Genomic DNA, 24023 nt, shown 5'->3' with positions numbered 1-24023 from the left:
GCACCTGTGAGCACCTTCGACAACGCCATCACGGACCGTCCCATCGGTCTGACCGCGCCCAGCGGCATCGACCGCGCCGCGCACCACCGCCTCGACGAGGCATGGCTGTCCGCCGCGTGGAGCCACCCGACCACCCGGGTCTTCGTCGTCTCCGGTGGGCAGGTGCTGATCGACGACACCGCCGACGGCACCGAACTCGTGATGACCCCCGCCTTCGAGGCGCCCGTCACCGAGACCCACCGCTACTTCCTCGGCACCGGCGAGGACGGCGTCAGCTACTTCGCCCTCCAGAAGGACTCGCTGCCCGGCCGCATGGACCAGTCGGCCCGTCCCGCGGGCCTGCGCGAGGCAGGTCTGCTCCTCGGCGCCCGTGACGCCGGTCTGATGGCGCACGCTGTCGCGCTGGAGAACTGGCAGCGGCTGCACCGCTTCTGCTCGCGCTGCGGCGAACGCACGGTCATCGCGGCGGCCGGCCACATCCGCCGCTGCCAGGCCTGTGGCGCGGAGCACTACCCGCGCACCGACCCGGCGGTCATCATGCTGGTCACCGACGACCAGGACCGCGCCCTGCTCGGCCGCCAGGTCCACTGGCCCGAGGGCCGCTTCTCCACCCTGGCCGGATTCGTCGAACCGGGCGAGTCGATCGAGCAGTCCGTGGCGCGCGAGGTGTTCGAGGAAGCGGGCATCACGGTGGGCGAGGTCGAGTACGTCGCCAGCCAGCCCTGGCCCTTCCCGTCCAGCCTGATGCTCGGCTTCATGGCGCGGGCCACGACGTACGAGATCAACGTGGACGGCGAGGAGATCGAGGAGGCCCGCTGGTTCTCCCGCGAGGAGCTGACCGCCGCCTTCGAGTCGGGCGAGATCCTGCCCCCGTTCGGCATCTCGATCGCGGCCCGCCTGATCGAGATCTGGTACGGGAAGCCGCTCCCGAAGCCGCGCAGCGCCGGCTGACACCGCGGCGAGGAAGCGGGCGGGGGAGTGCGGCCAGAGTCCCCCGCTCCCGCGGCTCTACAGTGGACGCGGGCCGTGACTGGCGCTGAGGTGGAGCACCACCGGGGAGCGGCCGCCGAGAACACCGGCAGTCCACCGGGGCTGCCGGAGCCGTGCGCCTGGGCGACCGACCACGACCCCGCGATCCCCGCGGCCCCAGTGGCCGACGTGATCGCCCACGCGCCCAGGAGCACCACATGGACCAGACCCGCACGGCTCAGTTGATGGACGGCGCGGGCCTCGCCCGCCGGAGCGTCGAGCAGACCACCGCCGCGGCCGAGGAGATCCGGCTGCGCACCGGGACGGCCCCCTGTCTCGCGACCGTCCTGGTCGGCGAGGACCCGTCCTCGGTGACGTACGTCAGGATGAAGCGAAACCGCTGCGCCCGCGCCGGCATCGAGTCCCGGCACGTGGCCCTCCCGGCCGAATCCACCACCCAGGACGTGGTCGCCGCCGTCACCGCCCTCTCGCAGGACCCGGGAGTGCACGGCATCCTGCTCCAGCACCCGATGGGCCCGCACATCGACGAGCGGGCCGCCTTCGAGGCGATCGCCCCGGAGAAGGACGTCGACGGGGTCACCATGCACTCCTTCGCCGCGATGGGCTTCGGCCTCCCGGGATTCGTCTCCTGCACCCCCGGCGGCATCATGCGGCTGCTCGACGCCTACGAGGTCGCCCTCGCGGGCAAGCACGCGGTGGTCGTCGGCCGCAGCGCCATCCTGGGCAAGCCCGCCGGAATGCTGCTCCTGGGCCGCAACGCCACGGTGACCTACTGCCACTCGTACACCGCCGGCCTCTCCTCGATCGTGCGGCAGGCGGACGTGCTGGTGGCGGCCGTGGGCCGGCCGCGCTTCATCACGGGCGCGGACATCAAGCCGGGCGCGGTGGTGATCGACGCGGGCTACAACGAGGGCAACGTCGGTGACGTCGATTTCGCCACCGCTTCCGAGCACGCGAGCCTGATCACTCCGGTGCCGGGGGGTGTCGGCCCCATGACCATCGCCGTCCTTCTCGAACAGACGGTGGCGGCGGCCTCCAGGCAGCTCGGCCTGGGCTGACCGGACGGATGGGCCCGGCGATGCGCCGACGTTCGCAGACAGGCATGGACCGGCCCCCCCCGCACCGGCAGGTACGGGGGGCCGGTCCGGCAGCACCCTCAGCCCAGCAGAGCGACCGTGAACGTCTCGCGGTGGTCGGCCAGCCAGGCCTGCATACGGTCCCAGCGCCGCCATCCGCCACGCTCGGCCAGCACCTGGCAGTAGACGGGATCGCCGTCGGCCACGCGGCGGGCGACGAAGGCCCGGCAGGTCTCCGTGGCCTGTTCGATCGCAACGGGCAGTTCGGCACGGTCCCTCGCGGAGAGACCGTAGCCGTCGGCGAGGACCCGCAGCCGTGCGGGAGCGTCCAGACCGGCGGGGTGCAGGGCCGAAGCGGACACCGGATCGAGCATGGGCACCCAGTAGCGGGCAGCCATGGCGACGTCCCAGAGAGGACGGCCCGGAGCCGTCAGGTCGAAGTCGATCAGGGCGGCGGCACGACCGTCACGGAAGACGACGTTCTCCGGGCACACGTCGTTGTGGCACAGCGTGGTTCCTCCCTCCGGATCGGCGAGGTCCTGGGGCCACCGGGCGTCCGGGTCGACAGCGACGGCCGCGCCGGCCTCGTGCAGGCGGCGCAGCAGGACCCCCACCGATTCGAGGGCGGTCGTCGTCATCGCCCAGGGCGGGAAGGGCGGCAGAGCCACCTCGCCGGGGACGAAGGTCAGCTGCTCGCGACCGTCGGCGCCGAGGCCGACGGGGACCGGAGCCGCGTCGAAGCCGTGCTCCTTCAACGCGAGGAGGTGGGCGTGGAGGGCGGACGCGTTGGGCGGTGCCGGGCGTTCCACCAGGTCACCCCGGCGGAAGACCGCCCCCGTGTTGACCATTCCGCCGGCCAGCGCCTCGCCGTCCGCCCCGCCCTCGGCCGTCATGCCGCCCACGCTACCGCCGGCCGGCCTCGCACCGTCCGGACATGGGAGAACCCCCGGTCCGGCGCCGGGCCGGTCGGGGGTCCTCCCATCGGGGCGGGTCAGGCGCCGAGCGCCTGCTTCACCTGCGCCAGCGAAGGGTTGGTCAGCGTCGAACCGTCGGGGAAGAGAACGGTCGGGACCGTCTGGTTCCCGCCGTTCGCCTTCTCGACGAAGGCCGCGGAATCCGGGTCCTGCTCGATGTTGATCTCGGTGTACGCGATGCCCTCGCGGTCCATCTGGCCCTTGAGCCGACGGCAGTATCCGCACCACGTGGTGCTGTACATCGTCACAGTGCCCGGCATGTCTTCGCGCTCCTCTGTCTCATCGGTCCCGGCAATCCCGCCACATCCCTCCCGGTCTCGTCCGTCACACGGAGGACCGGGGATGTGCGTTGCCGCACGGAGGGAGAACGTACGTGACCTGGCCGCCATTCCCCGCACCGCTCCCCATTAGTACGACGGATACCGCACCCCTGTGGACAACTTCCACGTGGGCCCCTTTCGACCTGGCAGCATGGCGGGGTGACATCAGCAACGCATTCCACCCTCTTCCCACAGGTCCCCGACTCCGCCGACGCCGTCCTCGACGGGCTCGACCCCGAGCAGCGCGAGGTCGCCGTGGCCCTGCAGGGCCCGGTGTGCGTGCTGGCCGGAGCCGGTACGGGCAAGACGCGGGCCATCACGCACCGCATCGCCTACGGGGTGCGCGCCGGGATAATCCAGCCGACGAGCGTGCTTGCAGTCACCTTCACCAACCGGGCCGCCGGCGAGATGCGGGGGCGGCTGCGCCAGCTCGGAGCCGGCGGGGTGCAGGCGCGGACCTTCCACTCCGCGGCCCTGCGCCAGCTCCAGTACTTCTGGCCGAAAGCCGTCGGTGGTGATCTGCCCCGGCTGCTGGAGCGCAAGGTCCAGCTGGTGGCCGAGGCCGCGGCCCGCTGCGGCATCCGGCTCGACCGCAATGAGCTCCGCGATGTCACGAGCGAGATCGAGTGGGCCAAGGTCACCCAGACCGTGCCCGCCGACTATCCGGCCGTCGTCGCCAAGTCCCAGCGGGACGCCCCGCGCGATCCGGCCGAGATCTCGCAGGTCTACGCGATGTACGAGCAGCTCAAGCGGGACCGCACGGTGATCGACTTCGAGGACGTGCTGCTCCTCACCGTCGGCATCCTCCAGGACCGCCACGACATCGCCGACCACGTGCGCCGTCAGTACCAGCACTTCGTCGTCGACGAGTACCAGGACGTCAGCCCGCTCCAGCAGCGACTGCTCGACCTCTGGCTCGGCGACCGGGACAACCTCTGCGTCGTCGGCGACGCCAGCCAGACGATCTACTCCTTCACCGGAGCCACCCCCGACCATCTGCTCAACTTCCGCACCCGCCACCCCCGGGCCACCGTCGTCAAGCTCGTCCGGGACTACCGCTCCACCCCCCAGGTGGTGCACCTGGCCAACGGGCTGCTCGGGGCGGCCCGGGGCAGGGCCGCCGAGCACCGGCTCGAACTGGTCTCGCAGCGCGAGCGTGGCCCCGAGCCCGCCTATACGGAGTACGCGGACGAACCCGCCGAGGCCGAGGGCACCGCGCGCCGCATCCGGGACCTGATCGCGGCGGGCGTCCCGGCGGGCGAGATCGCCGTGCTCTACCGGGTCAACTCCCAGTCCGAGGTCTACGAGCAGGCCCTGGCCGACCAGGGCGTGCCGTACCAGCTGCGGGGCGCGGAGCGGTTCTTCGAGCGCGCGGAGGTACGGGAAGCGGGCGTCGCGCTGCGCGGCGCCGCCCGCGCGGGGGGCAACGACTCCCTGCTGGACGATGCGGAGGGGCTGCCCGCCGAGGTCCGTGCCGTGCTCTCCACCAAGGGCTGGCGGAGCGAGCCACCCGCCGGATCCGGGGCGGTGCGCGACCGCTGGGAGTCGCTGGCCGCGCTGGTCAGGCTCGCCGAGGACTTCGAACAGGCCAGGCCGGGCGCGACCCTCTCCGACCTCGTCGCCGAACTGGACGAGCGGGCCGCGGCCCAGCACGCCCCCACGGTCCAGGGGGTCACCCTGGCCTCGCTGCACTCGGCAAAGGGCCTGGAGTGGGACGCCGTGTTCCTGGTCGGGCTGACCGAGGGCATGATGCCGATCACCTACGCCAAGACGGACGAGCAGGTCGAGGAGGAGCGCCGGCTGCTGTACGTCGGCGTCACCCGGGCCCGCTTCCACCTCTCGCTGTCGTGGTCGCTCGCCCGCTCGCCAGGCGGCCGGGCGAGCCGCCGGCCGAGCCGCTTCCTGAACGGGCTGCGCCCCGGCTCCGCTGCGCCGGGCGGCAGGAGTGCGGCCGGCGGAGGCGGCAGCGGTATCGAGCGCCCGGCTTCGCTCCGGCGCAAGCGGCGCGGGCCGGCGCTGTGCAGGGTGTGCGGCAAGACCCTCACCGACGCCGGCGAGATGAAGCTGATGCGTTGTGACGACTGCCCGTCCGACATGGACGAGGCGTTGTACGAGCGGCTGCGCGACTGGCGTGCGGCGCGGGCGCAGGAGATCAGCCAGCCCGCCTACTGCGTCTTCACCGACAAGACGCTGATGGCCATCGCGGAGGCGGTGCCCGGCAGCGAGGGCGAACTGGCCGTGATCTCCGGGGTCGGCGCGCGGAAGCTGGGCCGGTTCGGTGCCGCCGTGCTGGACATCTGCGCAGGTGGGGACGGGATGGAGGAGCCTGCGGAGGCCGACGGAGAGGTGTGAGAAAAACTCGTCGAAAAAATAGTTTGCGCCCGCACCAGTCGTCACCATAGGTTCTTAACCACGGGAACAGCGTCTTCTCTGAAGCCCTGACCCTGTGCTGTACTTATTCCGAATACGTAGGACCGGCTTGGCCGGTCCGCCCGAGACGCCGAGAGGAGGCGATTGAAGTGATCAGCATCATCAAGACCAACAAAATGACCGATCTCTCGGTCGTCTCCGCCTGCTCGCTCGGCCTCGCCTGCTCTTCGAAGTCTTCGCTGCGTGGCACCGGTATGTCCGGCATCTCCGCCGTCAGCCCGCTGTCCCCGGCAAGCCTTCCCGTGCGGGAGCGCAATGAGCGACCGACCCAGGCACCGGCAGCAGAAGTAGCGAAGGGACAGGCCCAGGCCTATGCCTTTGCGGCCGTCGGTGCGGGAGCGGAAGCCGGAGCCAAGAAGCAGACGACGCACCACCACACGATGTGGGCCTTCCGTGGGCCTGAACCCTGGAGAGATCCAGCCTGATCGACGATCAGGCCGGCGCCTTCAGGGCCGCGGAACCCCACTCGGGATCCGCGGCCCTTTTGTTTTGTCCGAACGGACGAGACAGCACGAAGGAGCCTCGGGACAAGTAACACCTGGTACCAGCCGCCCCCCGGCCAACAGGCCGGAAACGACCAGACGAGGACACCACCACCGTGCAACTCGAAGCGCACGCCCCGTCCGTACCGCCTTCCGAAACGATCCCCCCGCCCGGCCTCACGGAGGACTCCACCTTGACCCCGCTCACTGCGCTCACCGCGCTCGACGACGCCATCGAGAACCTGGGCGTGCCCGTTCCCTGCCGTTCCTACGACCCCGAGGTCTTCTTCGCCGAGTCGCCGGCCGACGTCGAGTACGCCAAGTCCCTCTGCCGCACGTGTCCGCTCGTCGAGGCCTGCCTCGCCGGTGCCAAGGAGCGCCGCGAGCCGTGGGGTGTCTGGGGTGGCGAGCTCTTCATCCAGGGTGTCGTCGTTGCTCGCAAGCGGCCGCGTGGCCGTCCGCGCAAGAACCCGGTCGCGGCGTGATCGCCGACCTGGGAGCTGCGGCCCCCAAGCACATGAAGCGCATCGGAACCATCGACCGTCCCCAGACCCACGACCCGCGAAACCAGGAACCAATGACCATCCCCACGAGGGAGCCCGTCGGCTCCGCGACACCGGACGTCACCATCATCGGCGCGAACGACTCGCGTCAGAACAGGACCCGTGAGATGCAACTCATCCCAGAAGCCCTGGCTCGTGCTCATATGCACGACCGCCTGCGGGAAGCCGACGCGGAACGTCAGGCCGTGCGCCTGATCACCGCGCGGCGGATGCAGCGCCGGGCGGAGCGCGCCTCGATGCGTGCCCGGCGTGCGCTGGCCATGGCGGTCATGCACTGAGCCGAGCAGGACTCAGCACAAGCGGTACCGAACACCGCAGTACCGAACACCGCAGTACCGAACACCGCAGTACCGGGCACCGCAATGCAGTACCGGGCAAGCAGTACCGGACAACGCGGTACCGAACGCACGCTGGACCGCTGCGGGTCAGCCGCTCTCTGACCCGCAGCCATCAGTACCCACCCACATCACGACCCCGCCTCGGGGCCGGTCCACCGGACCGGCCCCGAGGCCGTTCTGTGTGCTGGCGTGCCGGACCGCGGGTGTGGAGTTATCGTCACGGTGTGGACGAGGAGACCCAACGCCCCGGAACAGCGGGCACGGAGGGCGTCGTATGTGCCCTGTGCGGCACCGGCGCCGGGAGCGACAGCGCACCGCCGACCTGGATCTGTTCCGTGGAGAACGGCAGCCGACGCTACTTCTGCGACAACTGCGCCCGCGTCCACATCAGGGCCATCGAGAGCCGCCTCGACTCCGCCTGGTGGTGAGGACGCGGGCCGCGTCCCCGCCCGGGGAGCGCTATATGACGTCGGCTCCGGCCGCCGCGCTCTTCTCGGCCGCGCTCTTCTCGACCGGGTTCTCCTCGACCGGGCTCTCCGCCACCGCAGCCTCCTCCTCCGTACTCCCCTCGGCCCACTCCTCCTCGGCCCACTCCTCCTCGTCCTGAGGCAGGAACCCCGGCAGCCAGGACTCGAGTTCCTCGCGCAGCCGGACCGTCGCGCCGAGCTGGCACAGCACCCCTATGGTGCTCAGAGTCACCCGGTGTATCAGCAGATAGGACGGCGGCAGATTCAGCTGCTTGCCCAGCTGATGGGCGGGGGAGCGCGGATCCGCTATCCGGGCGGCCTGAGTGCGCATCCAGCTCCGGCTGAAGGCGAACTCCTCCACCTGGGCCGGTTCGATGATCGGCAGGAGGTAGTCGAGCACCGCGTCGGGAGCGAGGTCGATCGACTCCTTGACGAACCCCTCCTCGCGCAGCAGCTCGTACACCCCGTCCGCGTCGCCCTGGAGCGTCAGCCGCAACGAGTCCCCGATGGTCTGTGGCAGCCCGCCGGGCAGCCGGTCCACCGTCCCGAAGTCGAGTACGCCGAGCCGCCATTGAGCCGCCTCGGTATCCCCGGCGTCGTCGGCCTCAGCGACGCCGTCTTCGTCCGGCCCCGCCGAGGCGGCCGGGTCCGGGGGCAGCAGCCGGAAGTTGCCCGGGTGCGGGTCGGCGTGCAGCAGACCGGTGCGCGCGGGGCCGGAGAAGAGGAACCGGGCCAGCAGCTGTCCGGCCCGGTCGCGCTGCTCCGCGGTTCCGCCGGCGATCACATCGGCCAGTGGCACCCCGTCGATCCACTCCGTGACCAGTACCTGGTCGGACTGGTGGACCACGCCTGGGACCACGACATCGGGATCGTCCGCGAACTCCTCGGCGTGCTCCCGCTGCGACAGCGCCTCCTGCTCGTAGTCCAGCTCCTCCGAGACCCGGTCGCGCAGCTCCGTGATGAGCGGCTTGATGTCCATGCCGGGAACCAGTGGGCCGAGCAGCCGGGCGAACCGGCTGAGCTGGGTCAGGTCCGAGAGCAGCGCCTCCCCGGCGCCCGGGTACTGCACCTTCACCGCGACATCCCGGCCGTCGTGCCACACCGCGCGGTGCACCTGTCCGATCGAGGCCGCGGCCGACGGCTTGTCCTCGAACGTCAGGAACAGCTCCCGCCAGTCCTCGCCGAGCCGCTCGGCCAGCACCGCGTGGACCGTGCCCGCCGGCATCGGAGGCGCGGCCTCCTGGAGTTTGGTGAGGGCCGCGCGGTAGGGGCCGGCGACTTCTTCGGGCAGCGCGGACTCGAAGACGGACAGGGCCTGTCCGAGCTTCATCGCGCCGCCCTTCAGCTCGCCCAGGACCTTGAAGAGCTGGTCGGCCGTGCGCTGCTGCACCTCGCGGGCGACCAGCTCGGCGGACTTGCCGCCGATGCGCTTGCCCAGCCCCCATGTGGCGCGGCCGGCGAACCCCAACGGCAGCGCGGCCAGCTTGGCGGTTCGGGTGACCGCCTTCCGGGGAAGATCAGACATATGCCCCTCCAATTCCCAGACTGCCGCGCTGCGTGCGGCGGTTACCCGGCCATTGTGTCGTGCGCCGTGCCGGCCCCGGAGGTGCGCACCCCTTCAGTGTGCCCACCCGCTCCGCAGGAACAGTCGAAGTGTGCCCTGATCTGCTCCGACCGCCAGTCCAACAGCGGCAGTGCGGCTTCCCACCGGGCCCCGGTACAGGCGGGCAGCTCCCCGTCGAGGAAGGCCAGTGCGTGGGCCGCTGTCAGGCCCGCCACCGCGGTCGCCAGCCCCAGATCGCAGGCCTGCACGGCGGTGCGCCGCCCGGACTGCCACTGTGCCAGCATCCGCGGCCACTGAGAATCCCGGTCCCGCCGGTCCAGATCCAGGCAGCCCGCGCAGGCCGTACCTCCGGGCAGTACCAGGGGACCGACGAAGCCTGTGGCCTCGATCACCCCGGCGTAGAGGTGGGGTGTGCCGGAGGCGATCCACGGCTGGGCGGTGCGCGGATCGGGGAGGTAGGCGGTGAGGCTGTCGCGAGGGGCGACCACGATCAGGGACAGCCCGGGCTCGCCGCGCGCGGGACCGCCCGACGACTCTGCCGCCCGCGGCGCCGGCCCGGGGGCCGAGCGACGTACCAGCTGGCGGGCCGCGCTGTCCCTGCGCTCGCCGGTGGCCGATGGCGGCAGACCTCCGGGCGAGACATCGCACGGCTCGGCGCATCCCCCGTCCAGGACTTCGACCCGGCCCACCCCGGAACCGGAGAGCACCGCGGCGACGGCCGCCCCGACCCGGCCGGCTCCCCGCACCTGGACGCGCATCGCGCGACGGGCTGCCAGCCGGCGCAGCGCTCCGCCCGGCTCCGGATGCACGACGGAGAGTGACGCCAGGTCCGGCCGGTGACGCTCCAGGACATCCGTCCGGCTGCGCAACGCGTCGGCCTCCGGCCCACCGGCCCTTACGTCGTCGATGAGGCCCGCGTCCAGCAACCGCACGACGAGTGTGTCCACTTGGTGTTCGGTGAGGTCCAGCGCCCTGGCCTCCTCGCGCAACAGCGGCATCCCGCGTGTTCCGTCGAGCAGCTCCAGGAAGCAGCCTGTCGCGATATCCATCGGGCCGACCTTCACCGCATGCGCGGGCGTCACACCGAATTGGACGGTGCCCCGGCCGCGCCATGCGCGGCGCAGTGCGGGCTTCAACATCGGATGCACGGCTTCCCCCGGTCTGTGTGGCTGCGTGAGATCCATTGCCAGAATGCGACGGGCCGCTGAAGCGTGTGAAAAGTTATCCACAGGCGGGGGGTATTAGTCGTTCAAATGGTGCAAGCCGTGGGGCGGATCATGTGTGAACCGTCCGGGAGACGGGACTTCCCCCACTGGCAGCGGGTAACGTCGAGCCGTGCCCGCCGACCCGTCCCCCGGCCTCGCCGGGGAGACCCCCGCGCGCAGCGCCGGAATCCACCAGCGCGCCGCGGCAGACCAACCGCCCCGCGGCTCGGCGACGAGCGCGGTCGAGGTCCGCAGGAGCACCCGCCGCCGCAGAACGGTCTCCGCGTACCGGGAGGGCGACCGCACGATCGTGCTGATCCCCGCCCGGATGTCGGAGGCCGAGGAGCAGCGCTGGGTGAACGTGATGCTCGACAAGCTGGCCGCCCAGGAGAGCAGACGCGTCTTCGGCGACAGTGAGCTCGCCGAGCGGGCGGAGCGCCTGTCCGCCCAGTATTTCGATGGCCGGGCCAGACCGGTCTCGGTTCGCTGGGTCACCAACCAGAACACCCGTTGGGGCTCCTGCACCCCGGCAGAGGGCAGCATCCGCCTGTCGCACCGGTTGCAGGGCATGCCGGAGTACGTCGTCGACTACGTGCTCGTGCACGAGCTGGCCCATCTCCTGGTGCCCGGCCACGGTCCGCGGTTCTGGCGGCTCCTCGACGCCTACCCCCGTACCGAGCGGGCCCGCGGCTATCTCGAAGGGGTGGTGGCGGCCGACCGGCTGCCGCACCTGCCCGCCGCCCGCGGCGAGTGACTTCGGCGATTCTGTACCGGGTCTGTACCGGCTTGGCCCACGGCCGGATTTAGCGGTTAGCCTGGCGCGACGCATTTACCTTCCGGATGGGGGACGGTCGTTACGCATGGCCAGGGAATTCCAACGCGGCCACAAGGCCAAGATCAGCGATCTCACACCGGGGACGGACCTGTACGTAGGTGTGCAGATCGCCGGCCCGGGGCTGACCTTTGACATCAGTTGCTTCGGCCTCGATGCCAACGAACAGCTCTCCGACGACCGGTATTTCATCTTCTTCAATCAGCCGAAATCGCCCGAGGAGTCCATTCAGCTCCTCGGTCCCCAGGCCGGTGACACCGAGTCGTTCCGCGTGACTCTGGACCGCGTTCCGGCGAACATCCACAAACTGTCGTTCACCGCAACGCTGGACGGCGCCGGGCAGATGTCGCAGGTCGGTCCCGGGTACATCCGGATCGTCGCCGGCGGCGAGGAAGTCGTCAGGTACGCCTTCACCGGCTCGGAGTTCACCACCGAACGTGCGGTGATGCTCGGTGACTTCTACCTGAAGGACGTCTGGCGGTTCGCCGCCGTCGGCCAGGGCTTCGACGGCGGTCTCGAAGCGCTGCTGAAGAACTTCGGTGGCGAGGTCGCCGAGGAGGAGGCCCCCGTCGCTCCGCAACCGCAGTCCGCGGCGCCGTCGTTCGCCCCGCCCGCCCAGGCGGCTGCGCCCGCCCCGTCGTTCGGCGCACCGGCCGCACCGCAGGCACCGCAGCCCGCCCCCTCCTTCGGCGGACCGCCCGCACCGGCCCCGGCTCCCACCCCGCAGCAGCAGATGCACGCCGCGCCCACCATCGTGGCGCCGTTGGCCCCGCCGGGTGGCGCCGTACCGCCGCCGCCCGGTCCGGTACCCGCTCCGTACGGACAGCCGCCCCAGCAGCCGCAGTTCGGGCAGGTCCCCGGACAGGCACCCGCCCCTTACGGTCAGCAGGCACCCGCGCCGTACGGCCAGCAGCCTCCTGCCCCGTACGGTCAGCAGCCTCCCGGCCCTCCCGGCATGCCGCCGGGTGCGCCCCAGGGCGTTCCGCAAGGCGTGCCGCAGGCCGGGGCGGGTCTCGTCGCCGCGCTCCAGAAATACAAGGAGACGCCCACCGGCCAGCGCTGGACCCCGCAGAACCACCAGCTCATGCGCGTCGACCTCACCAACGGCGGTGGGGGAGTGCTGGCCAGGCAGGGCAGCATGGTGATGTACCAGGGCAAGGTCGACTTCGGCTACAAGGGCGCCGGATTCGCGGGTCGGATCGTCGGTAACGCCACCGGTCAGGAGATGCAGCTCATGCGCTGCACCGGCCGGGGACAGGTCTTCCTCGCCGAGGAAGGCTCCCATCTGCACGCCGTCGAGCTCCAGGGCGACGGCATCTGTGTCTCCGCGGAGAACGTCCTCGCCTTCGACGAGTCGCTCCAGCACGAGGTCCGCCGGATCGAGGGCCACGGCATCCCCGGCGGCGCCCTGTTCACGATGCAGTTCCAGGGCACCGGCACCGTCGTCGTCAAGACCCACGGCGGACCGGTCGTCCTCCCGGTCACCCCGACCACCTTCGCCGACTGCAACGCCGTCGTGGCGTGGTCGTCCGCGTCCCAGGTGATCGTCTCCAGCCAGGTCCGGCTGCGCCGCAACGCCTATCCCGGACACAGCGGGGAGACCGTGAACCTCCAGTTCCGGGGCGCGCCCGGCAACTTCATCGTCGTCCAGCCCTACGAGGTCTGAGGGAGCCCGTCATGAATCAGCAACTCGCGGGCTACGCCCCGACCCCCGTCACGGCCCGGATGGAGAACCACGGGCATTCGATGCTGAAGGTCGCCATGGCCACCGGCCAGGACCTTTACGCGCGCACCGGCTCGATGGTGGCGTACGAGGGCTTCATCCAGTACGAACCCAATCCGCCCGCCGTCCGGCAGATCGCCTCGCAGTGGATCACCGGCGAGGGCACGCCCCTGATGAAGTGCACCGGTGACGGACTGCTCTACCTCGCCGACTACGGCGCGGACGTGGTCGTCATCAACCTCAACAACGACTCCCTCTCGGTCAACGGAACCAACGTGCTCGCCTTCGACGGGCACCTCAACTGGGGCGTCGAACGGGTCAAGGGACTGGCCAAGTTCGCCGGCCAGGGCCTGTGGAACGTCTGCATCTCCGGTACCGGCTGGGTCGCCATCACCTCACGCGGCACGCCCATCGTCGTCGACTGCGGGAGCGGCGAGGACGAGACCTACGTCGACCCGGACGCCCTGGTGGCGTGGTCCCCGAACCTCAAGGTGAAGGGGAAGCGCAGCTTCAAGGCCGGTTCGCTCATCGGGCGGGGCAGCGGCGAGGCGTTCCAGATGGCGTTCTCCGGCCAGGGGATCGTCGTCGTCCAGCCGAGCGAGGACAGTACCGACCGCCTGCGGGTCCGGAACTGACGGGGAGGGAGAGCACACCATGCAGAGTTCGCTTTTCGGCTACACGGAACAGCAGTCCCAGGACCGGTACACGGTTCAGAACCCGCAGCTCCTGCGGGTCTCGCTGACCGGACAGGACGACATCCTCGCCCGCAAGGGAGCCATGGTCGCGTACCAGGGGCTGATGGAGTTCGACGGCGAGTACCAGTCGCACGGACAGCGCCGGGCCCGCGCGAGCACCGGTGAGGGCCTCGACCTGATGCGCTGCTCCGGGCAGGGCACCGTCTACTTCGCCAATCTGGCGCAGTACGTCCATGTGGTGGACGTCGACCGGGACGGCCTGACGGTGGACAGCGCCTACGTCCTGGCCCTCGACTCGTCACTGCACACCGAGGTCATCGCGGTGGACAGCCAGTACGGCATCTCGGGCACCGGGAAGTACCAGCTCAACATCTCCGGCACCGGCAAGGTCGCGCTGATGACCTCCGGCCAGCCACTGATGATGCAGGTCACGCCCGACAAGTACGTCAGTGCCGACGCGGACGCCATCGTCGCCTGGTCCAGCTCCCTGCGCGTGCAGATGCAGGCCCAGACGCACTCCTCGGGCGTCTTCCGCCGGCGTGGCAACACCGGCGAGGGCTGGGAGCTCAGCTTCCTCGGGCAGGGCTTCGCCCTGGTCCAGCCGAGCGAGGTGCTGCCGCCCCAGGGCGCCCAGATCGGCCAGGGGCTGGCCGCCCAGTACGGCATGGGTCAGCAGGGCGTCCACGCCCAGAACCAGAACAACGCCTGGAACTGAGCCACACGATCGGTAAGGGGCGGCCTCTCAGGAGACCGCCCCTTACCTGTGCTGTCGCGCCCCGTGCTGTCGCGTTCCGTTACCGGACGCCGTCCAGTGCTGCCCGCGTACGTTCCACCAGACGCACCACCGAGGAGTCGGCGACCCCGGCGACCTCGTCGTAGGTGAACCAGCGGAGGTCCAGCGATTCGTCACTGATCCGCTCCGTCGAGCCCGACGGAGCCAGCGCCGCGTACTGGACGTCCAGGTGCCAGTTGCAGGGCGCCGGAATCGGGTGGCGGTCCAGGGTGACCGGGCCGCCCGCCAGCAGCGTCAGTCCGTCGATGCCGGACTCCTCCGTGGCCTCACGCAGTGCGGCGCCCGCCAGCGTGGTGTCTCCGGGCTCGCAGTGACCGCCCATCTGCAGCCACATCCGCAGCTTCCGGTGCAGCGTGAGCAGCACCCGGCCGCGCTCCGGGTCGACGACCAGCGCGCTGGCCGTCAGGTGCCCCGCTCCGCAGGCCTTCCACATGCCGTCGGGATGCTGTGCCAGATGGTCCAGATAGGCCCGGCGCAGCTCCTCCTGGGCGGTGTCCACGGTGGCCGAGGTGGACACGGCGTCCGCGCCGTCCCCGTAGCTCTTCAGTACGAGAACGGCGTCGTCGTGCAGGCTCACTTGTCGGTGTCGCCCTTGCTGTCGCTGTCGCTGTCGCTGTCGGTGCCGTCGGTGCCGTTCGTGCCGTCCGTGTCGGTGTCGTCCGTGGCCGGTGCGGCCTTTCCTCCGGGCTCCGCCGTGGGCTTCCGCGGTCCGTTCGCTGCCTCGCCGAGCATCTTGTCCAGCTCGGAGAAGTCCAGCTGCTCGTGGTGCACGAACCCGTCCGGATCGTCCAGGTCGTGCGCGGTCGGCAGCATGTCGGGGTGCTCCCACAGAGCGTCGCGTCCGTCCAGACCCCGCGCGTCCGTGAGCGAGGCCCACAGCCGCGAGGCGTCACGCAGCCGCCTGGGGCGCAGCTGGAGACCGATGAGCGTGGCGAACGTCTGCTCGGCGGGGCCGCCGGAGGCGCGCCGCCTGCGCATCGTCTCGCGCAGCGCGTCCGCCGAGGTCAGCCTGGTCTTCGCGGCCTCGTGGACCACGGCGTCCACCCAGCCCTCGACCAGCGCGAGCGCCGTCTCCAGACGGGCCAGGGCGGCCTTCTGCTCCGGGGTGTCCTCCGGCTGGAACATGCCCTGCTGAAGTGCTTCCTGCATCTGCTCGGGCTGCGAGGGGTCGAACTGGCCGACCACATCCTCCAGCTTGCTGGTGTCGACCTTGATGCCGCGGGCGTAGCCCTCCACGGCGCCGAACAGATGCGAGCGCAGCCACGGCACGTGGGCGAAGAGCCGCTGGTGAGCGGCCTCGCGCAGCGCCAGGTAGAGCCGCACCTCGTCCTGCGGCACGCTCAGGTCCTTGCCGAACCGCTCGACGTTCAGCGGAAGCAGCGCGGCCTTGCCGGCCGGGCCCAGCGGCAGCCCGATGTCGGTGGAACCGACCACCTCGCCCGCCAGCACACCGACGGCCTGTCCGATCTGCTGCCCGAACATCGCACCGCCCATCGACCGCATCATGCCGATCAGCGGGCCCGCCATCGCCTGCATCTCCTCGGGCAGCACATCGCCCATGGCGAGGCCGACACGCTCGGCCACCGGGTCGACCAGCTTCTGCCAGGCGGGCAGGGACGCCTCGACCCACTCCGCACGGCTCCACGCCACGGTGGAGACCGATCCGGAGGGCAGCGACGTCACGCCGTCCAGCCAGAGGTCGGCCAGCCGCAGCGCCTCGTCGACCGAGGCGCGCTCGGACGGGCCGACGCTCGCGTCCTTGGTGCCGTCCGGGGTGCCCTGCGAGACGGCCTGGCGGGCGATCTGCTTGGCCATGTCCCAGTTCACGGGACCGCCCTCGTAGCTCAGCATCTGGCCGAGCTGCTGGAAGGCGGCGCCCAGGTCGTTCGGGTTCATCGAACCGAACATCGCGGCGAAGGGGTTGTCACCGCCCGCGCCGGGGCCGAAGCCGAACGGGTTCGCCGGACCGCCCGAACCCTGCCCACCTCCGGTGGGGTCCTTCTGCTTGCCTTCGTCGCCGTCGTCCGGCTCCTCCGGCGGAAGGCCGAATCCGAATGGGGTGTCACTCACGGGTTTCCTCGGCTCGTAGGGCCGCCGGCTCGAACCGACGGCGACTGCCCGACATCACCATCCAGCGTAGACACCAAGTCCGCTCGGGGCCTCAGTGCTCCGCCGGCTCCCGGCCTGCGGCAGGATGGACGCCACCTGGTACGTACGCGTCATTCGGGTACGTACTGAAGACAACCGCTGGAGACGCCCGGTGAGTTCCCCAGATCCGCAGGTTCGCGCAGCGCGAAACCTGGCCGACCCGCTGTCCGAGAACAAGTCCGAAACCGAGGCCGCGAACAAGGCCGAGAACGAGCCCGAGAACAAGACCGTCCGGAGCCGCTCCAGGAGCCGCGGCCCCGTCGTGGCCATCACCGGAGCCGCGACGGGTGTCGGCGAGCTGCTCGCGGCCCGTCTCGCGGCCTCCGAGGAGATCAAGCAGGTCATCGCCATCGACGAGCGCCGCGGGGAGGTCTCCGAGGCGACCTGGCACATCCTCGACGTCCGTGACCCGGCCATCGCGGAGAAGCTCCGGGGGGCCGACGTCGTGGTGCACCTGGCGCTCGATCTCGACCTGGAGACCGATCCCGCCGCCCGCACCGCCTACAACGTGCGCGGCACCCAGACCGTGCTGACCGCCGCCGCGGCCGTCGGAGTCCACCGGGTCGTGCTGTGCACCTCCGCGATGGTCTACGGAGCGCTCCCGGACAACGACATCCCGTTGGCCGAGGACGCCGAGCTGCGGGCCACCGCGGAGGCTACGGGCGTCGGCGACCTCCTGGAGATCGAACGGCTCGGCCGCCGCGCGCCGCGCGCCCACCCCGGGCTGCACGTCACGGTGGTCCGTCCCACGGTGCTCGTCGGCGGTACCGACACGGCACTGACCCGTTACTTCGAGTCACCACGCCTCCTCGTCGTCGCCGGATCGCGCCCGGCCTGGCAGTTCTGCCACGTCGACGACCTGGTCACAGCGCTGGAGTACGCCGCTCTGGAGAAGATCGACGGAGAGTTCGCGGTCGGCTGCGACGGCTGGCTCGAACAGGAGGAGGTCGAGGAGATCAGCGGCGTGCGCCGGATGGAGCTGCCGTCCGCCGTCGCGCTCGGCGCCGCGGCCCGGCTGCACCGGATCGGTCTCACACCGTCCCCGGCGGGCGATCTGGCGTACACCATGCATCCCTGGGTGGTCAGCGTGAGCCGGCTGCACGACGCGGGCTGGCGCCCCGGCTGGACCAACGAGGAGGTGCTCGCCGCGCTCCTCGAAGAGGTCGAGGGCCGGCACACGCTCGCCGGCCGCCGGCTCGGCCGCAAGGACGCCACGGCGGCCGGTGCCGCCGGTGCGACCGTGGCCCTGCTCGGTACCGCTGCCCTGGTACGCCGCGCCCGCAAGGCGCGCCGGCGTATCTAGGGCCTCCGGTCCGGATCACGGCCGGGGCGGGCCAGGTCCCTGCCCGCGGCTTCTGTAGGAGGCTCCAAGGCCGGGGGCGGCCCACCAGCGGAAAGCGCTATTCCGTGAATCCCGCGCGGTGCGGCACGATGGCCGACATGGCACCCACGCATGACCACCCCGGCGAGCAGGCGGCACAGGACCCCATCCGGCTCCTGGAGATCCGCGACACGCCGTTGTCGGTCGACGAGATCTTCCGTGCCGTCGGCGACGACGCGGCCGGCGGCATCGCGCTCTTCGTCGGCACCGTGCGCAACCACGACGGCGGCCAGGAGGTCGGGGCCCTCGGCTACTCGTGCCACCCCTCGGCCCAGGACGAGATGCGCCGGGTGGCGGAGAAGGTGGCTGCCACCTTCCCGGTCCGGGCGCTGGCCGCGGTCCACCGAGTGGGTGAACTGGAGGTCGGCGATCTCGCCGTGGTCGTCGCGGTCTCCTGCCCGCACCGTGCAGAGGCCTTCGATGCCTGCCGCAAGCTCATCGACGACCTGAAGCACGAGGTTCCGATCTGGAAGCACCAGAGCTTCTCGGACGGAACGGAGGAGTGGGTCGGCGCCTGCTGAGCGCAAACCCCGCGTCCGGGCATCCGCCCCGATTTGCGTAACCCCACCCCTGCGGTGAGCGTTGGCTCTGCAGATGGTTAATCTGCTGATCGGTCAGTTGCGGTTGCTCATGGGGTAGGGAGGTCGTAATGGCAGCACTCGCCTGGTTGTTGATTCCGCTTTTCGCTGCGTTCGGTGCTGCGATATGGGGAAGCTGGGCCGCCCGTAATCGCACTACCGGCGATGTCACCGAGCTCGCCGACTACGCCCGGTTCCGCGAAGCGATGGAGAAGTCGCACTCCGGTTCGGAACCGGTCGAGCAGATATCGAACGTCTGACGCCACACCGAACGTACGCAGTCGCCAATCGGCACCTCGGCCTCGCCGCCGAGGCCCACCGGCGCCCTTCTCGCACCCCGCGCCCGTCCTCGTACGGACCGGCCCCGGCGGTGCACAGACAGACCCTTCCCGTACTGTCGTTCCATGCCACGCCGCACCGCGACGATGCTCGCCTCCACCCTGGTCCTGATCGCGCTGCTCTGCGCCGGCGTACTGATCAAGGTGCCGTATTCGGAGATGTCCCCCGGGCCGACCGTGAACACGCTCGGCAAGGTCGACGGCGAGCCCGTCCTGCAGATCACCGGCCACAAGACGTACAAGACGTCCGGCAACCTCAACATGACGACGGTCAGGGTGACCGGTGCCGACTACAACATGAACCTCGTCGAGGCCGTCTACGGCTGGCTGGGCCACGACAGCCTGGTCGTGCCGCACGAGACGCTCTACCCGGACGGCAAGACCGCGCAGGAGTCGACGCAGGAGAACGCCGAGGAGTTCAGCCAGTCCCAGGAGAGCGCCAAGGTCGCGGCCCTCACCGAACTGGGCATCCCGGTCTCGTCGCGGGTCGTGGTCTCCACGGTCATCAAGGACAGCCCCTCACAGGGCAAGCTGCACGCCGGCGACGTGATCAAGGCCGTCGACGGTACGGCGGTCAAGCAGCCCGAGGACGTGGCGAAGCTCGTCACCAGGCACAAGCCCGGCCAGGACGTCACGTTCACCGTCATCCCGGCCAAGACCGCGGCGGCGGCCGAGAAGGCCGGCAAGGAGCCCAAGGGCACCGAGAAGATCACCCTCACCACGCAGAAGGCCCCCAAGGAGAACCGGGCGATCGTCGGCATCCAGGCGGGGACGGACCACACCTTCCCGTTCGAGATCGACATCAAGCTCGCCGACGTGGGCGGCCCGAGCGCCGGTCTGATGTTCTCCCTCGGCATCGTCGACAAGCTCACCCCGGGACAGCTGACGGGCGGCAAGTTCGTCGCGGGCACCGGCACGATCGACGACAAGGGCAAGGTCGGCCCGATCGGCGGGATCAACATGAAGCTGGTCGGTGCGCGCAACGCGGGCGCACGCTACTTCCTGACACCCGACGAGAACTGCAAGGCCGCGGCCTCCGACACCCCGGACGGACTCACCCTGGTCAGGGTCAAGAACATCGACGACGCCAAGAAGTCGCTGGACAGCATCCGCTCGGGGGACACGGCCGGGCTGCCGAGCTGCTCGACAGGCTGACCGCGTCCCCGTGACCGCGGACCGGTGGGGTCAGGACTCGAAGGTCGCGGCCAGTGCCTCGGCCAGCCCCGGCACCAGCCCTGCGCCGGTCAGCACGTCGTTCGGCGAGTCCTTCTCCCGCAGACGCACCGCCGACTCCCGTGCGCCGTCACGCAGGACGGCGACCGTCATCCGTACCTCCTGACGGTCCGGGTGCTTGGCGACCCACTTGGTCAGCTGGGCGTCGTCGAGACCTTCCGGGACGGAGGCCTCGGCGGACGGCGGCAGCATCAGCCGCTCGACCGTCATCGCGCACCCGACCACCGCGTCCGGCCAGGCGATCGTGGCGAGGAACTCGTCCAGCGCGGTACCCGGGGGGAGCTCCTCCTGCTCGATCGGGGTGAGTGCGGCGGCCTTCGAGCCGTCGCCGTCGAGACCGAGCTGGGCGGCGAGGCCCGGCTCCTGGACCCGCAGCCGGGCGGTGTCGACGAGCGCGAAGAGACGGGCGGGCTGATCCCAGCCGAGACCGGAGATGTATTCGTCGATTTCGAGCACCGCGACAGTGAGCGGGCTCGCGGCCATCGGAGGACCTGAGGGGGAAACATTGGACATGGACAACATCCTGCCTCCTTCCGCCCCGGGAACGGGAACTAGGTAAAGCCTCAGTAAGTTGCATAGGTGGGCTCTACGATCGCTGGGCCCGCTTCACACGACCCGCGAACTTCGAGGTGCGCACGTTGGCTTTCCAGATGCCGGACCGCGGCGGAGGCCCGACAGGGCCACGGATCAGAGTCGGCCGCCCGTCCCGGCGCGCCCGAACCCTGCTCATGACACTGGGCGTCCTGGCGATTCTCGCCATGGCGTTCGTCATGTTCGCGGGGTTCTGGACGGACTGGCTCTGGTACAGGTCGGTCGCGTATTCATCCGTCTTCACCACCACTCTGTGGACCAAGATCGGGCTGTTCCTCGTCTTCGGGCTGCTGATGGCGATCGCCGTCGGTGTGAACATCTGGCTCGCGCACCGGCTCCGGCCGCCGCTGAGCGCGATGTCGCTGGAACAGCAGAGCCTGGACCGCTACCGGATGAGCCTCGCCCCGTACAAGAAGTGGGTGCTGCTTGCGATCACCGCGCTCGTCGGCCTGATCGCCGGAGCGTCCGCCTCCGGCCAGTGGCGTACCTGGCTGATGTATGTGAACGGCGTGCCGTTCGGCCAGAAGGACCCCCAGTTCCATCTGGACGTGTCGTTCTTCGCCTTCGACCTGCCCTGGTACCGCTTCCTGCTGGGCTTCGGCTTCGCTGCCACGGTGCTCTCGCTGGTCGCCGCCGCCCTGACCCACTACCTGTACGGCGGGCTGCGCATCACCAGCCCCGGCGCGCGGGCGACGGGGGCGGCCACCGGCCATCTCTCGGTGCTGCTCGGCATCTTCGTCGCGCTGAAGGCCGTGGCGTACTGGCTCGACCGCTACGGCCTCGCCGTGAAGTCGAGTGACTTCAAGGCCACGGACAACTGGACGGGCCTGCGCTACGTCGATGCCAACGCCTATCTCCCGGCGAAGACGATCCTGTTCTGCATCGCCGCGATCTGCGCCGTGCTGTTCTTCGCGACGCTCTGGCGCCGCACCTGGCAGCTGCCGGTGATCGGTTTCGGGCTGATGGTCCTCTCCGCGATCCTGATCGGCGGGCTCTACCCGGCGATCGTGCAGAAGTTCCAGGTCCAGCCGAACGAGCAGGCCAAGGAAGCCCCGTTCATCCAGAAGAACATCAAGGCCACCCGGGACGCCTACGACATCGACGACGCACAGGTCGACGACTACGCGGGCAAGAGCACCACGGACGACGAGACGAAGCTCCGCGCCGGAGCGGACGCGGCGGCCAGCTACCGGGTGATGGACCCCAACGTCGTCTCCCCGGCCTTCCAGCAGCTCCAGCAGAAGAGGAACTACTACCAGTTCCCCAAGACGCTGGATGTCGACCGCTACAAGGACACGTCCGGCAAGGAGCAGGACACGGTCATCGGTCTGCGCGAGCTCAACCTGCAGGGCATCCCCAAGCGCAACTGGATCAACGACCACTTCACCTACACCCACGGCTACGGCGCGATCGCGGCCAAGGGCACCACGACGGGCAAGAACCCGAAGGGATCTCCGGACTTCACCGAGTCGGGACTGCCGACCACCGGTGAGCTGGGCTCGTACCAGCAGGAGATCTACTACGGCGAGAAGACCGAGCAGTACTCCATCGTCGGCGGGCCCCAGAAGGAGCTCGACTACGAGGAGGACGGCGAGAAGACCACCAGCTACAAGGGCAAGAGCGGGGTCAGTCTCTCCAGCGCGTTCAACCGCGCCGCCTACGCGGTGGCGTTCAGCGAACCGCAGATCCTGTACTCGGGAGCCATCGGCGACGGTTCGCGGATCCTCTACAACCGCACCCCCAAGGAGCGCGTCGAGGCGGTCGCCCCGTGGCTGACCATCGACGGCGACGCCTACCCGGCCGTGGTCAAGGGCCGCATCCAGTGGGTCGTCGACGCGTACACCACGACCAACGGCTACCCGTACGCCTCGCGCACGACGCTCGGTGACACCACGGCCGACTCGCTGACCACCAACCAGCGTGCGGTCGTCGCCCAGCAGAACCAGGTCAACTACATCCGCAACTCGGTGAAGGCCACCGTCGACGCGTACGACGGCAAGGTCAAGCTGTACGAGTGGGACACCGAGGACCCGATCCTCAAGACCTGGCGCAAGGCGTTCCCCGGGACCGTGGAGTCCAAGGCGGACATCCCGCAGGACCTCATGGACCACCTGCGTTACCCGCAGGACCTGTTCAAGGTGCAGCGCGAACTGCTCACCCGGTACCACGTGACCAACCCCGCCCAGTTCTACAGCGGCAGTGACGCGTGGCAGGTCCCGGACGACCCGACCAACAAGGAGTCGGGTTCCGTCCCGCCGTACTACCTGAGCATAAAGATGCCGGACCAGACGGCTCAGAAGTTCTCGCTGACGACGACGTTCACGCCCAAGGGGCGGCCCGACCTCGGGGCGTTCATGGCGGTCGACGCCGATGCGTCCAGCAAGGACTACGGCACGATAAGACTGCTGAGAGTCACCTCCACGGTGAAGGGCCCCGGCCAGGTACAGAGTGAGCTCAACGGCAACGACGACGTCGCCGAGTTCGTGAGAAACCTCAAGGGCACCGACTCCGACATCGAGTACGGCAACCTCCTGACGGTGCCACTCGAGGGAGGCTTCCTCTACATCGAGCCGGTGTACACGCGCGGTGGCACGCAGAACTATCCGCTGCTGCGCAAGGTCGCCGCCTCGTACGGGTCGAAGATCGTCTTCGAGAACAGTCTCGGTGAGGCGCTCAACTCGGTCTTCGGGGTGGACGAGTCCGATACGAGCCAGCCGCCGGCCGAGACGCGACCACCGGGCGACACCACGGAGCCGCCGGCCACTGGCGACGCCGCGTTGAAGAAGGCGATCGCCGACGCCCAGAAGGCATACACGGAGGGCGAGGCAGCCCTGAAGAAGCAGGACTGGGCCGCCTACGGCAAGGCCCAGACGGATCTGCAGGACGCCTTGCAGCGGGCAGCCGCCGCCCAGCCGAAGTCCGGGAGTTCAGGCAGTACGGACAAAACGGATAAGGCTGACAAGAGCGACAAGGAAGATAAGGGCGATAAGTCAGACGGTTCGGCGAACGCCGACAGCGGTGGCTGAGTGAGTGGCGGTCGAGTAACCCGGTAAAGCTTCACCTTTGCGCCGTGGTACGGTTTGAACACAACGGCGCGGGGTGGAGCAGCTCGGTAGCTCGCTGGGCTCATAACCCAGAGGTCGCAGGTTCAAATCCTGTCCCCGCTACTGAAAGACGAAGGCCCGGATCCTTTCGAGGATCCGGGCCTTCGCCGTGTCCTCGTGACTTTTCTGTGCAGTGAGCGTGAAGTGCGGTTCAACGGGCACGAGTTGAGCTTGGACGTGTTTGACTTGTCTCTCTGT

At 69.9% G+C, this 24023-nt stretch carries 24 protein-coding genes and 1 tRNA gene; 18 read left to right on the top strand and 7 right to left on the bottom strand.

All coding sequences use genetic code 11. From position 1 onward, the window contains the following. Positions 1 to 6: 6 nt before the first annotated feature. The 3 genes from nudC to ACFVJX_RS24820 all read left to right on the top strand — a co-directional run bounded on the left by nudC (position 7) and on the right by ACFVJX_RS24820 (position 2048). On the top strand, positions 7 to 951 hold the full coding sequence (gene nudC / locus ACFVJX_RS24830; RefSeq protein WP_384130641.1) for an NAD(+) diphosphatase: 945 nt from the start codon (positions 7 to 9) through the stop codon (positions 949 to 951). Positions 952 to 1026: 75 nt separating this feature from the next. Next, positions 1027 to 1215 carry a hypothetical protein gene (locus ACFVJX_RS24825; protein ID WP_384130638.1) on the top strand — a complete coding sequence of 63 codons (189 nt, stop codon included), beginning with the start codon at positions 1027 to 1029 and terminating at the stop codon, positions 1213 to 1215. Next, positions 1188 to 2048, top strand: coding sequence for a bifunctional 5,10-methylenetetrahydrofolate dehydrogenase/5,10-methenyltetrahydrofolate cyclohydrolase (locus ACFVJX_RS24820; protein ID WP_384130635.1), 861 nt, complete (start codon positions 1188 to 1190; stop codon positions 2046 to 2048). The genes ACFVJX_RS24825 and ACFVJX_RS24820 overlap by 28 nt, the downstream gene beginning before the upstream one ends. Before the next feature lie 98 nt (positions 2049 to 2146). Here ACFVJX_RS24820 and ACFVJX_RS24815 read toward each other — a convergent pair whose 3' ends face one another. Next, the gene (locus ACFVJX_RS24815) at positions 2147 to 2959 is read right to left on the bottom strand and encodes a phosphotransferase (protein ID WP_384130632.1); all 813 of its coding nucleotides are present in this window, start codon (positions 2957 to 2959) and stop codon (positions 2147 to 2149) included. A gap of 98 nt (positions 2960 to 3057) precedes the next feature. Further along, positions 3058 to 3300, bottom strand: coding sequence for a mycoredoxin (locus tag ACFVJX_RS24810; RefSeq protein ID WP_384130630.1), 243 nt, complete (start codon positions 3298 to 3300; stop codon positions 3058 to 3060). Between the two features lie 219 nt (positions 3301 to 3519). On the opposite strand from ACFVJX_RS24810, the gene ACFVJX_RS24805 reads away from it, so the two are divergent. The 5 genes from ACFVJX_RS24805 to ACFVJX_RS24785 all read left to right on the top strand — a co-directional run bounded on the left by ACFVJX_RS24805 (position 3520) and on the right by ACFVJX_RS24785 (position 7601). Further along, entirely contained in the window at positions 3520 to 5712 is a 2193-nt protein-coding gene (locus tag ACFVJX_RS24805; RefSeq protein WP_384130627.1) for an ATP-dependent DNA helicase UvrD2, read from the top strand. A gap of 167 nt (positions 5713 to 5879) precedes the next feature. Next, on the top strand, positions 5880 to 6215 hold the full coding sequence (locus tag ACFVJX_RS24800) for a hypothetical protein (RefSeq protein WP_384130624.1): 336 nt from the start codon (positions 5880 to 5882) through the stop codon (positions 6213 to 6215). 173 nt (positions 6216 to 6388) lie between these two features. Continuing rightward, on the top strand, positions 6389 to 6757 hold the full coding sequence (locus ACFVJX_RS24795) for a WhiB family transcriptional regulator (protein WP_362957428.1): 369 nt from the start codon (positions 6389 to 6391) through the stop codon (positions 6755 to 6757). A gap of 32 nt (positions 6758 to 6789) precedes the next feature. Continuing rightward, complete coding sequence (locus tag ACFVJX_RS24790; RefSeq protein ID WP_384130678.1) at positions 6790 to 7113, top strand: hypothetical protein; 324 nt, start codon at positions 6790 to 6792, stop codon at positions 7111 to 7113. 284 nt (positions 7114 to 7397) lie between these two features. Then, positions 7398 to 7601, top strand: coding sequence for a hypothetical protein (locus ACFVJX_RS24785; RefSeq protein ID WP_384130621.1), 204 nt, complete (start codon positions 7398 to 7400; stop codon positions 7599 to 7601). 31 nt (positions 7602 to 7632) lie between these two features. Here the strand turns inward: ACFVJX_RS24785 and ACFVJX_RS24780 are convergent, their stop codons facing one another. Next, on the bottom strand, positions 7633 to 9165 hold the full coding sequence (locus ACFVJX_RS24780) for an ABC1 kinase family protein (protein WP_384130618.1): 1533 nt from the start codon (positions 9163 to 9165) through the stop codon (positions 7633 to 7635). A 41-nt stretch (positions 9166 to 9206) separates the two neighbouring features. Next, positions 9207 to 10352, bottom strand: coding sequence for a ThiF family adenylyltransferase (locus ACFVJX_RS24775; protein WP_384130616.1), 1146 nt, complete (start codon positions 10350 to 10352; stop codon positions 9207 to 9209). A gap of 187 nt (positions 10353 to 10539) precedes the next feature. Here ACFVJX_RS24775 and ACFVJX_RS24770 point away from each other — a divergent pair, with 187 nt between their 5' ends. From ACFVJX_RS24770 to ACFVJX_RS24755, 4 genes are all read left to right on the top strand, one after another. Continuing rightward, positions 10540 to 11163 carry a M48 family metallopeptidase gene (locus tag ACFVJX_RS24770; protein ID WP_384130613.1) on the top strand — a complete coding sequence of 208 codons (624 nt, stop codon included), beginning with the start codon at positions 10540 to 10542 and terminating at the stop codon, positions 11161 to 11163. A gap of 106 nt (positions 11164 to 11269) precedes the next feature. Continuing rightward, complete coding sequence (locus ACFVJX_RS24765) at positions 11270 to 12907, top strand: TerD family protein (protein ID WP_384130611.1); 1638 nt, start codon at positions 11270 to 11272, stop codon at positions 12905 to 12907. An 11-nt stretch (positions 12908 to 12918) separates the two neighbouring features. After that, positions 12919 to 13599 carry an AIM24 family protein gene (locus ACFVJX_RS24760; RefSeq protein ID WP_384130608.1) on the top strand — a complete coding sequence of 227 codons (681 nt, stop codon included), beginning with the start codon at positions 12919 to 12921 and terminating at the stop codon, positions 13597 to 13599. 19 nt (positions 13600 to 13618) lie between these two features. Continuing rightward, on the top strand, positions 13619 to 14374 hold the full coding sequence (locus ACFVJX_RS24755; protein WP_384130606.1) for an AIM24 family protein: 756 nt from the start codon (positions 13619 to 13621) through the stop codon (positions 14372 to 14374). A 79-nt stretch (positions 14375 to 14453) separates the two neighbouring features. Here ACFVJX_RS24755 and ACFVJX_RS24750 read toward each other — a convergent pair whose 3' ends face one another. Further along, complete coding sequence (locus ACFVJX_RS24750; RefSeq protein ID WP_384130603.1) at positions 14454 to 15029, bottom strand: NUDIX hydrolase; 576 nt, start codon at positions 15027 to 15029, stop codon at positions 14454 to 14456. Continuing rightward, on the bottom strand, positions 15026 to 16522 hold the full coding sequence (locus ACFVJX_RS24745; protein WP_384130601.1) for a zinc-dependent metalloprotease: 1497 nt from the start codon (positions 16520 to 16522) through the stop codon (positions 15026 to 15028). Before ACFVJX_RS24745 ends, ACFVJX_RS24750 begins: the two co-directional genes overlap by 4 nt. 190 nt (positions 16523 to 16712) lie before the next feature. On the opposite strand from ACFVJX_RS24745, the gene ACFVJX_RS24740 reads away from it, so the two are divergent. The 4 genes from ACFVJX_RS24740 to ACFVJX_RS24725 all read left to right on the top strand — a co-directional run bounded on the left by ACFVJX_RS24740 (position 16713) and on the right by ACFVJX_RS24725 (position 20052). Further along, positions 16713 to 17903: an SDR family oxidoreductase gene (locus ACFVJX_RS24740; protein ID WP_384130598.1), complete on the top strand. Its 1191-nt coding sequence runs from the start codon at positions 16713 to 16715 to the stop codon at positions 17901 to 17903. Positions 17904 to 18040: 137 nt separating this feature from the next. Then, a complete protein-coding gene (locus ACFVJX_RS24735) occupies positions 18041 to 18502 on the top strand; it encodes a molybdenum cofactor biosynthesis protein MoaE (RefSeq protein ID WP_384130595.1) in 462 nt (153 codons plus the stop codon). 128 nt (positions 18503 to 18630) lie between these two features. After that, complete coding sequence (locus ACFVJX_RS24730) at positions 18631 to 18819, top strand: hypothetical protein (protein WP_384130592.1); 189 nt, start codon at positions 18631 to 18633, stop codon at positions 18817 to 18819. 144 nt (positions 18820 to 18963) lie between these two features. Beyond that, positions 18964 to 20052 (top strand): PDZ domain-containing protein, encoded by a 1089-nt coding sequence (locus ACFVJX_RS24725; protein ID WP_384130590.1) that lies wholly within the window; start codon positions 18964 to 18966, stop codon positions 20050 to 20052. A 30-nt stretch (positions 20053 to 20082) separates the two neighbouring features. Here the strand turns inward: ACFVJX_RS24725 and ACFVJX_RS24720 are convergent, their stop codons facing one another. Then, positions 20083 to 20652: a PPA1309 family protein gene (locus ACFVJX_RS24720; RefSeq protein ID WP_384130587.1), complete on the bottom strand. Its 570-nt coding sequence runs from the start codon at positions 20650 to 20652 to the stop codon at positions 20083 to 20085. 128 nt (positions 20653 to 20780) lie between these two features. Here ACFVJX_RS24720 and ACFVJX_RS24715 point away from each other — a divergent pair, with 128 nt between their 5' ends. Together ACFVJX_RS24715 and ACFVJX_RS24710 are read left to right on the top strand one after the other, a co-directional pair. Next, positions 20781 to 23747 (top strand): UPF0182 family protein, encoded by a 2967-nt coding sequence (locus tag ACFVJX_RS24715; RefSeq protein ID WP_384130676.1) that lies wholly within the window; start codon positions 20781 to 20783, stop codon positions 23745 to 23747. 67 nt (positions 23748 to 23814) lie between these two features. Beyond that, a tRNA-Met gene (locus tag ACFVJX_RS24710) sits at positions 23815 to 23888 on the top strand. Positions 23889 to 24023 lie beyond the last annotated feature (135 nt).

Source organism: Streptomyces sp. NPDC127177 (assembly GCF_042672475.1).
Taxonomy (GTDB): domain Bacteria; phylum Actinomycetota; class Actinomycetes; order Streptomycetales; family Streptomycetaceae; genus Streptomyces.
The sequence above is the reverse complement of the archived record's forward strand: the minus strand, read 5'-3'. Positions and strand labels throughout refer to the sequence as shown.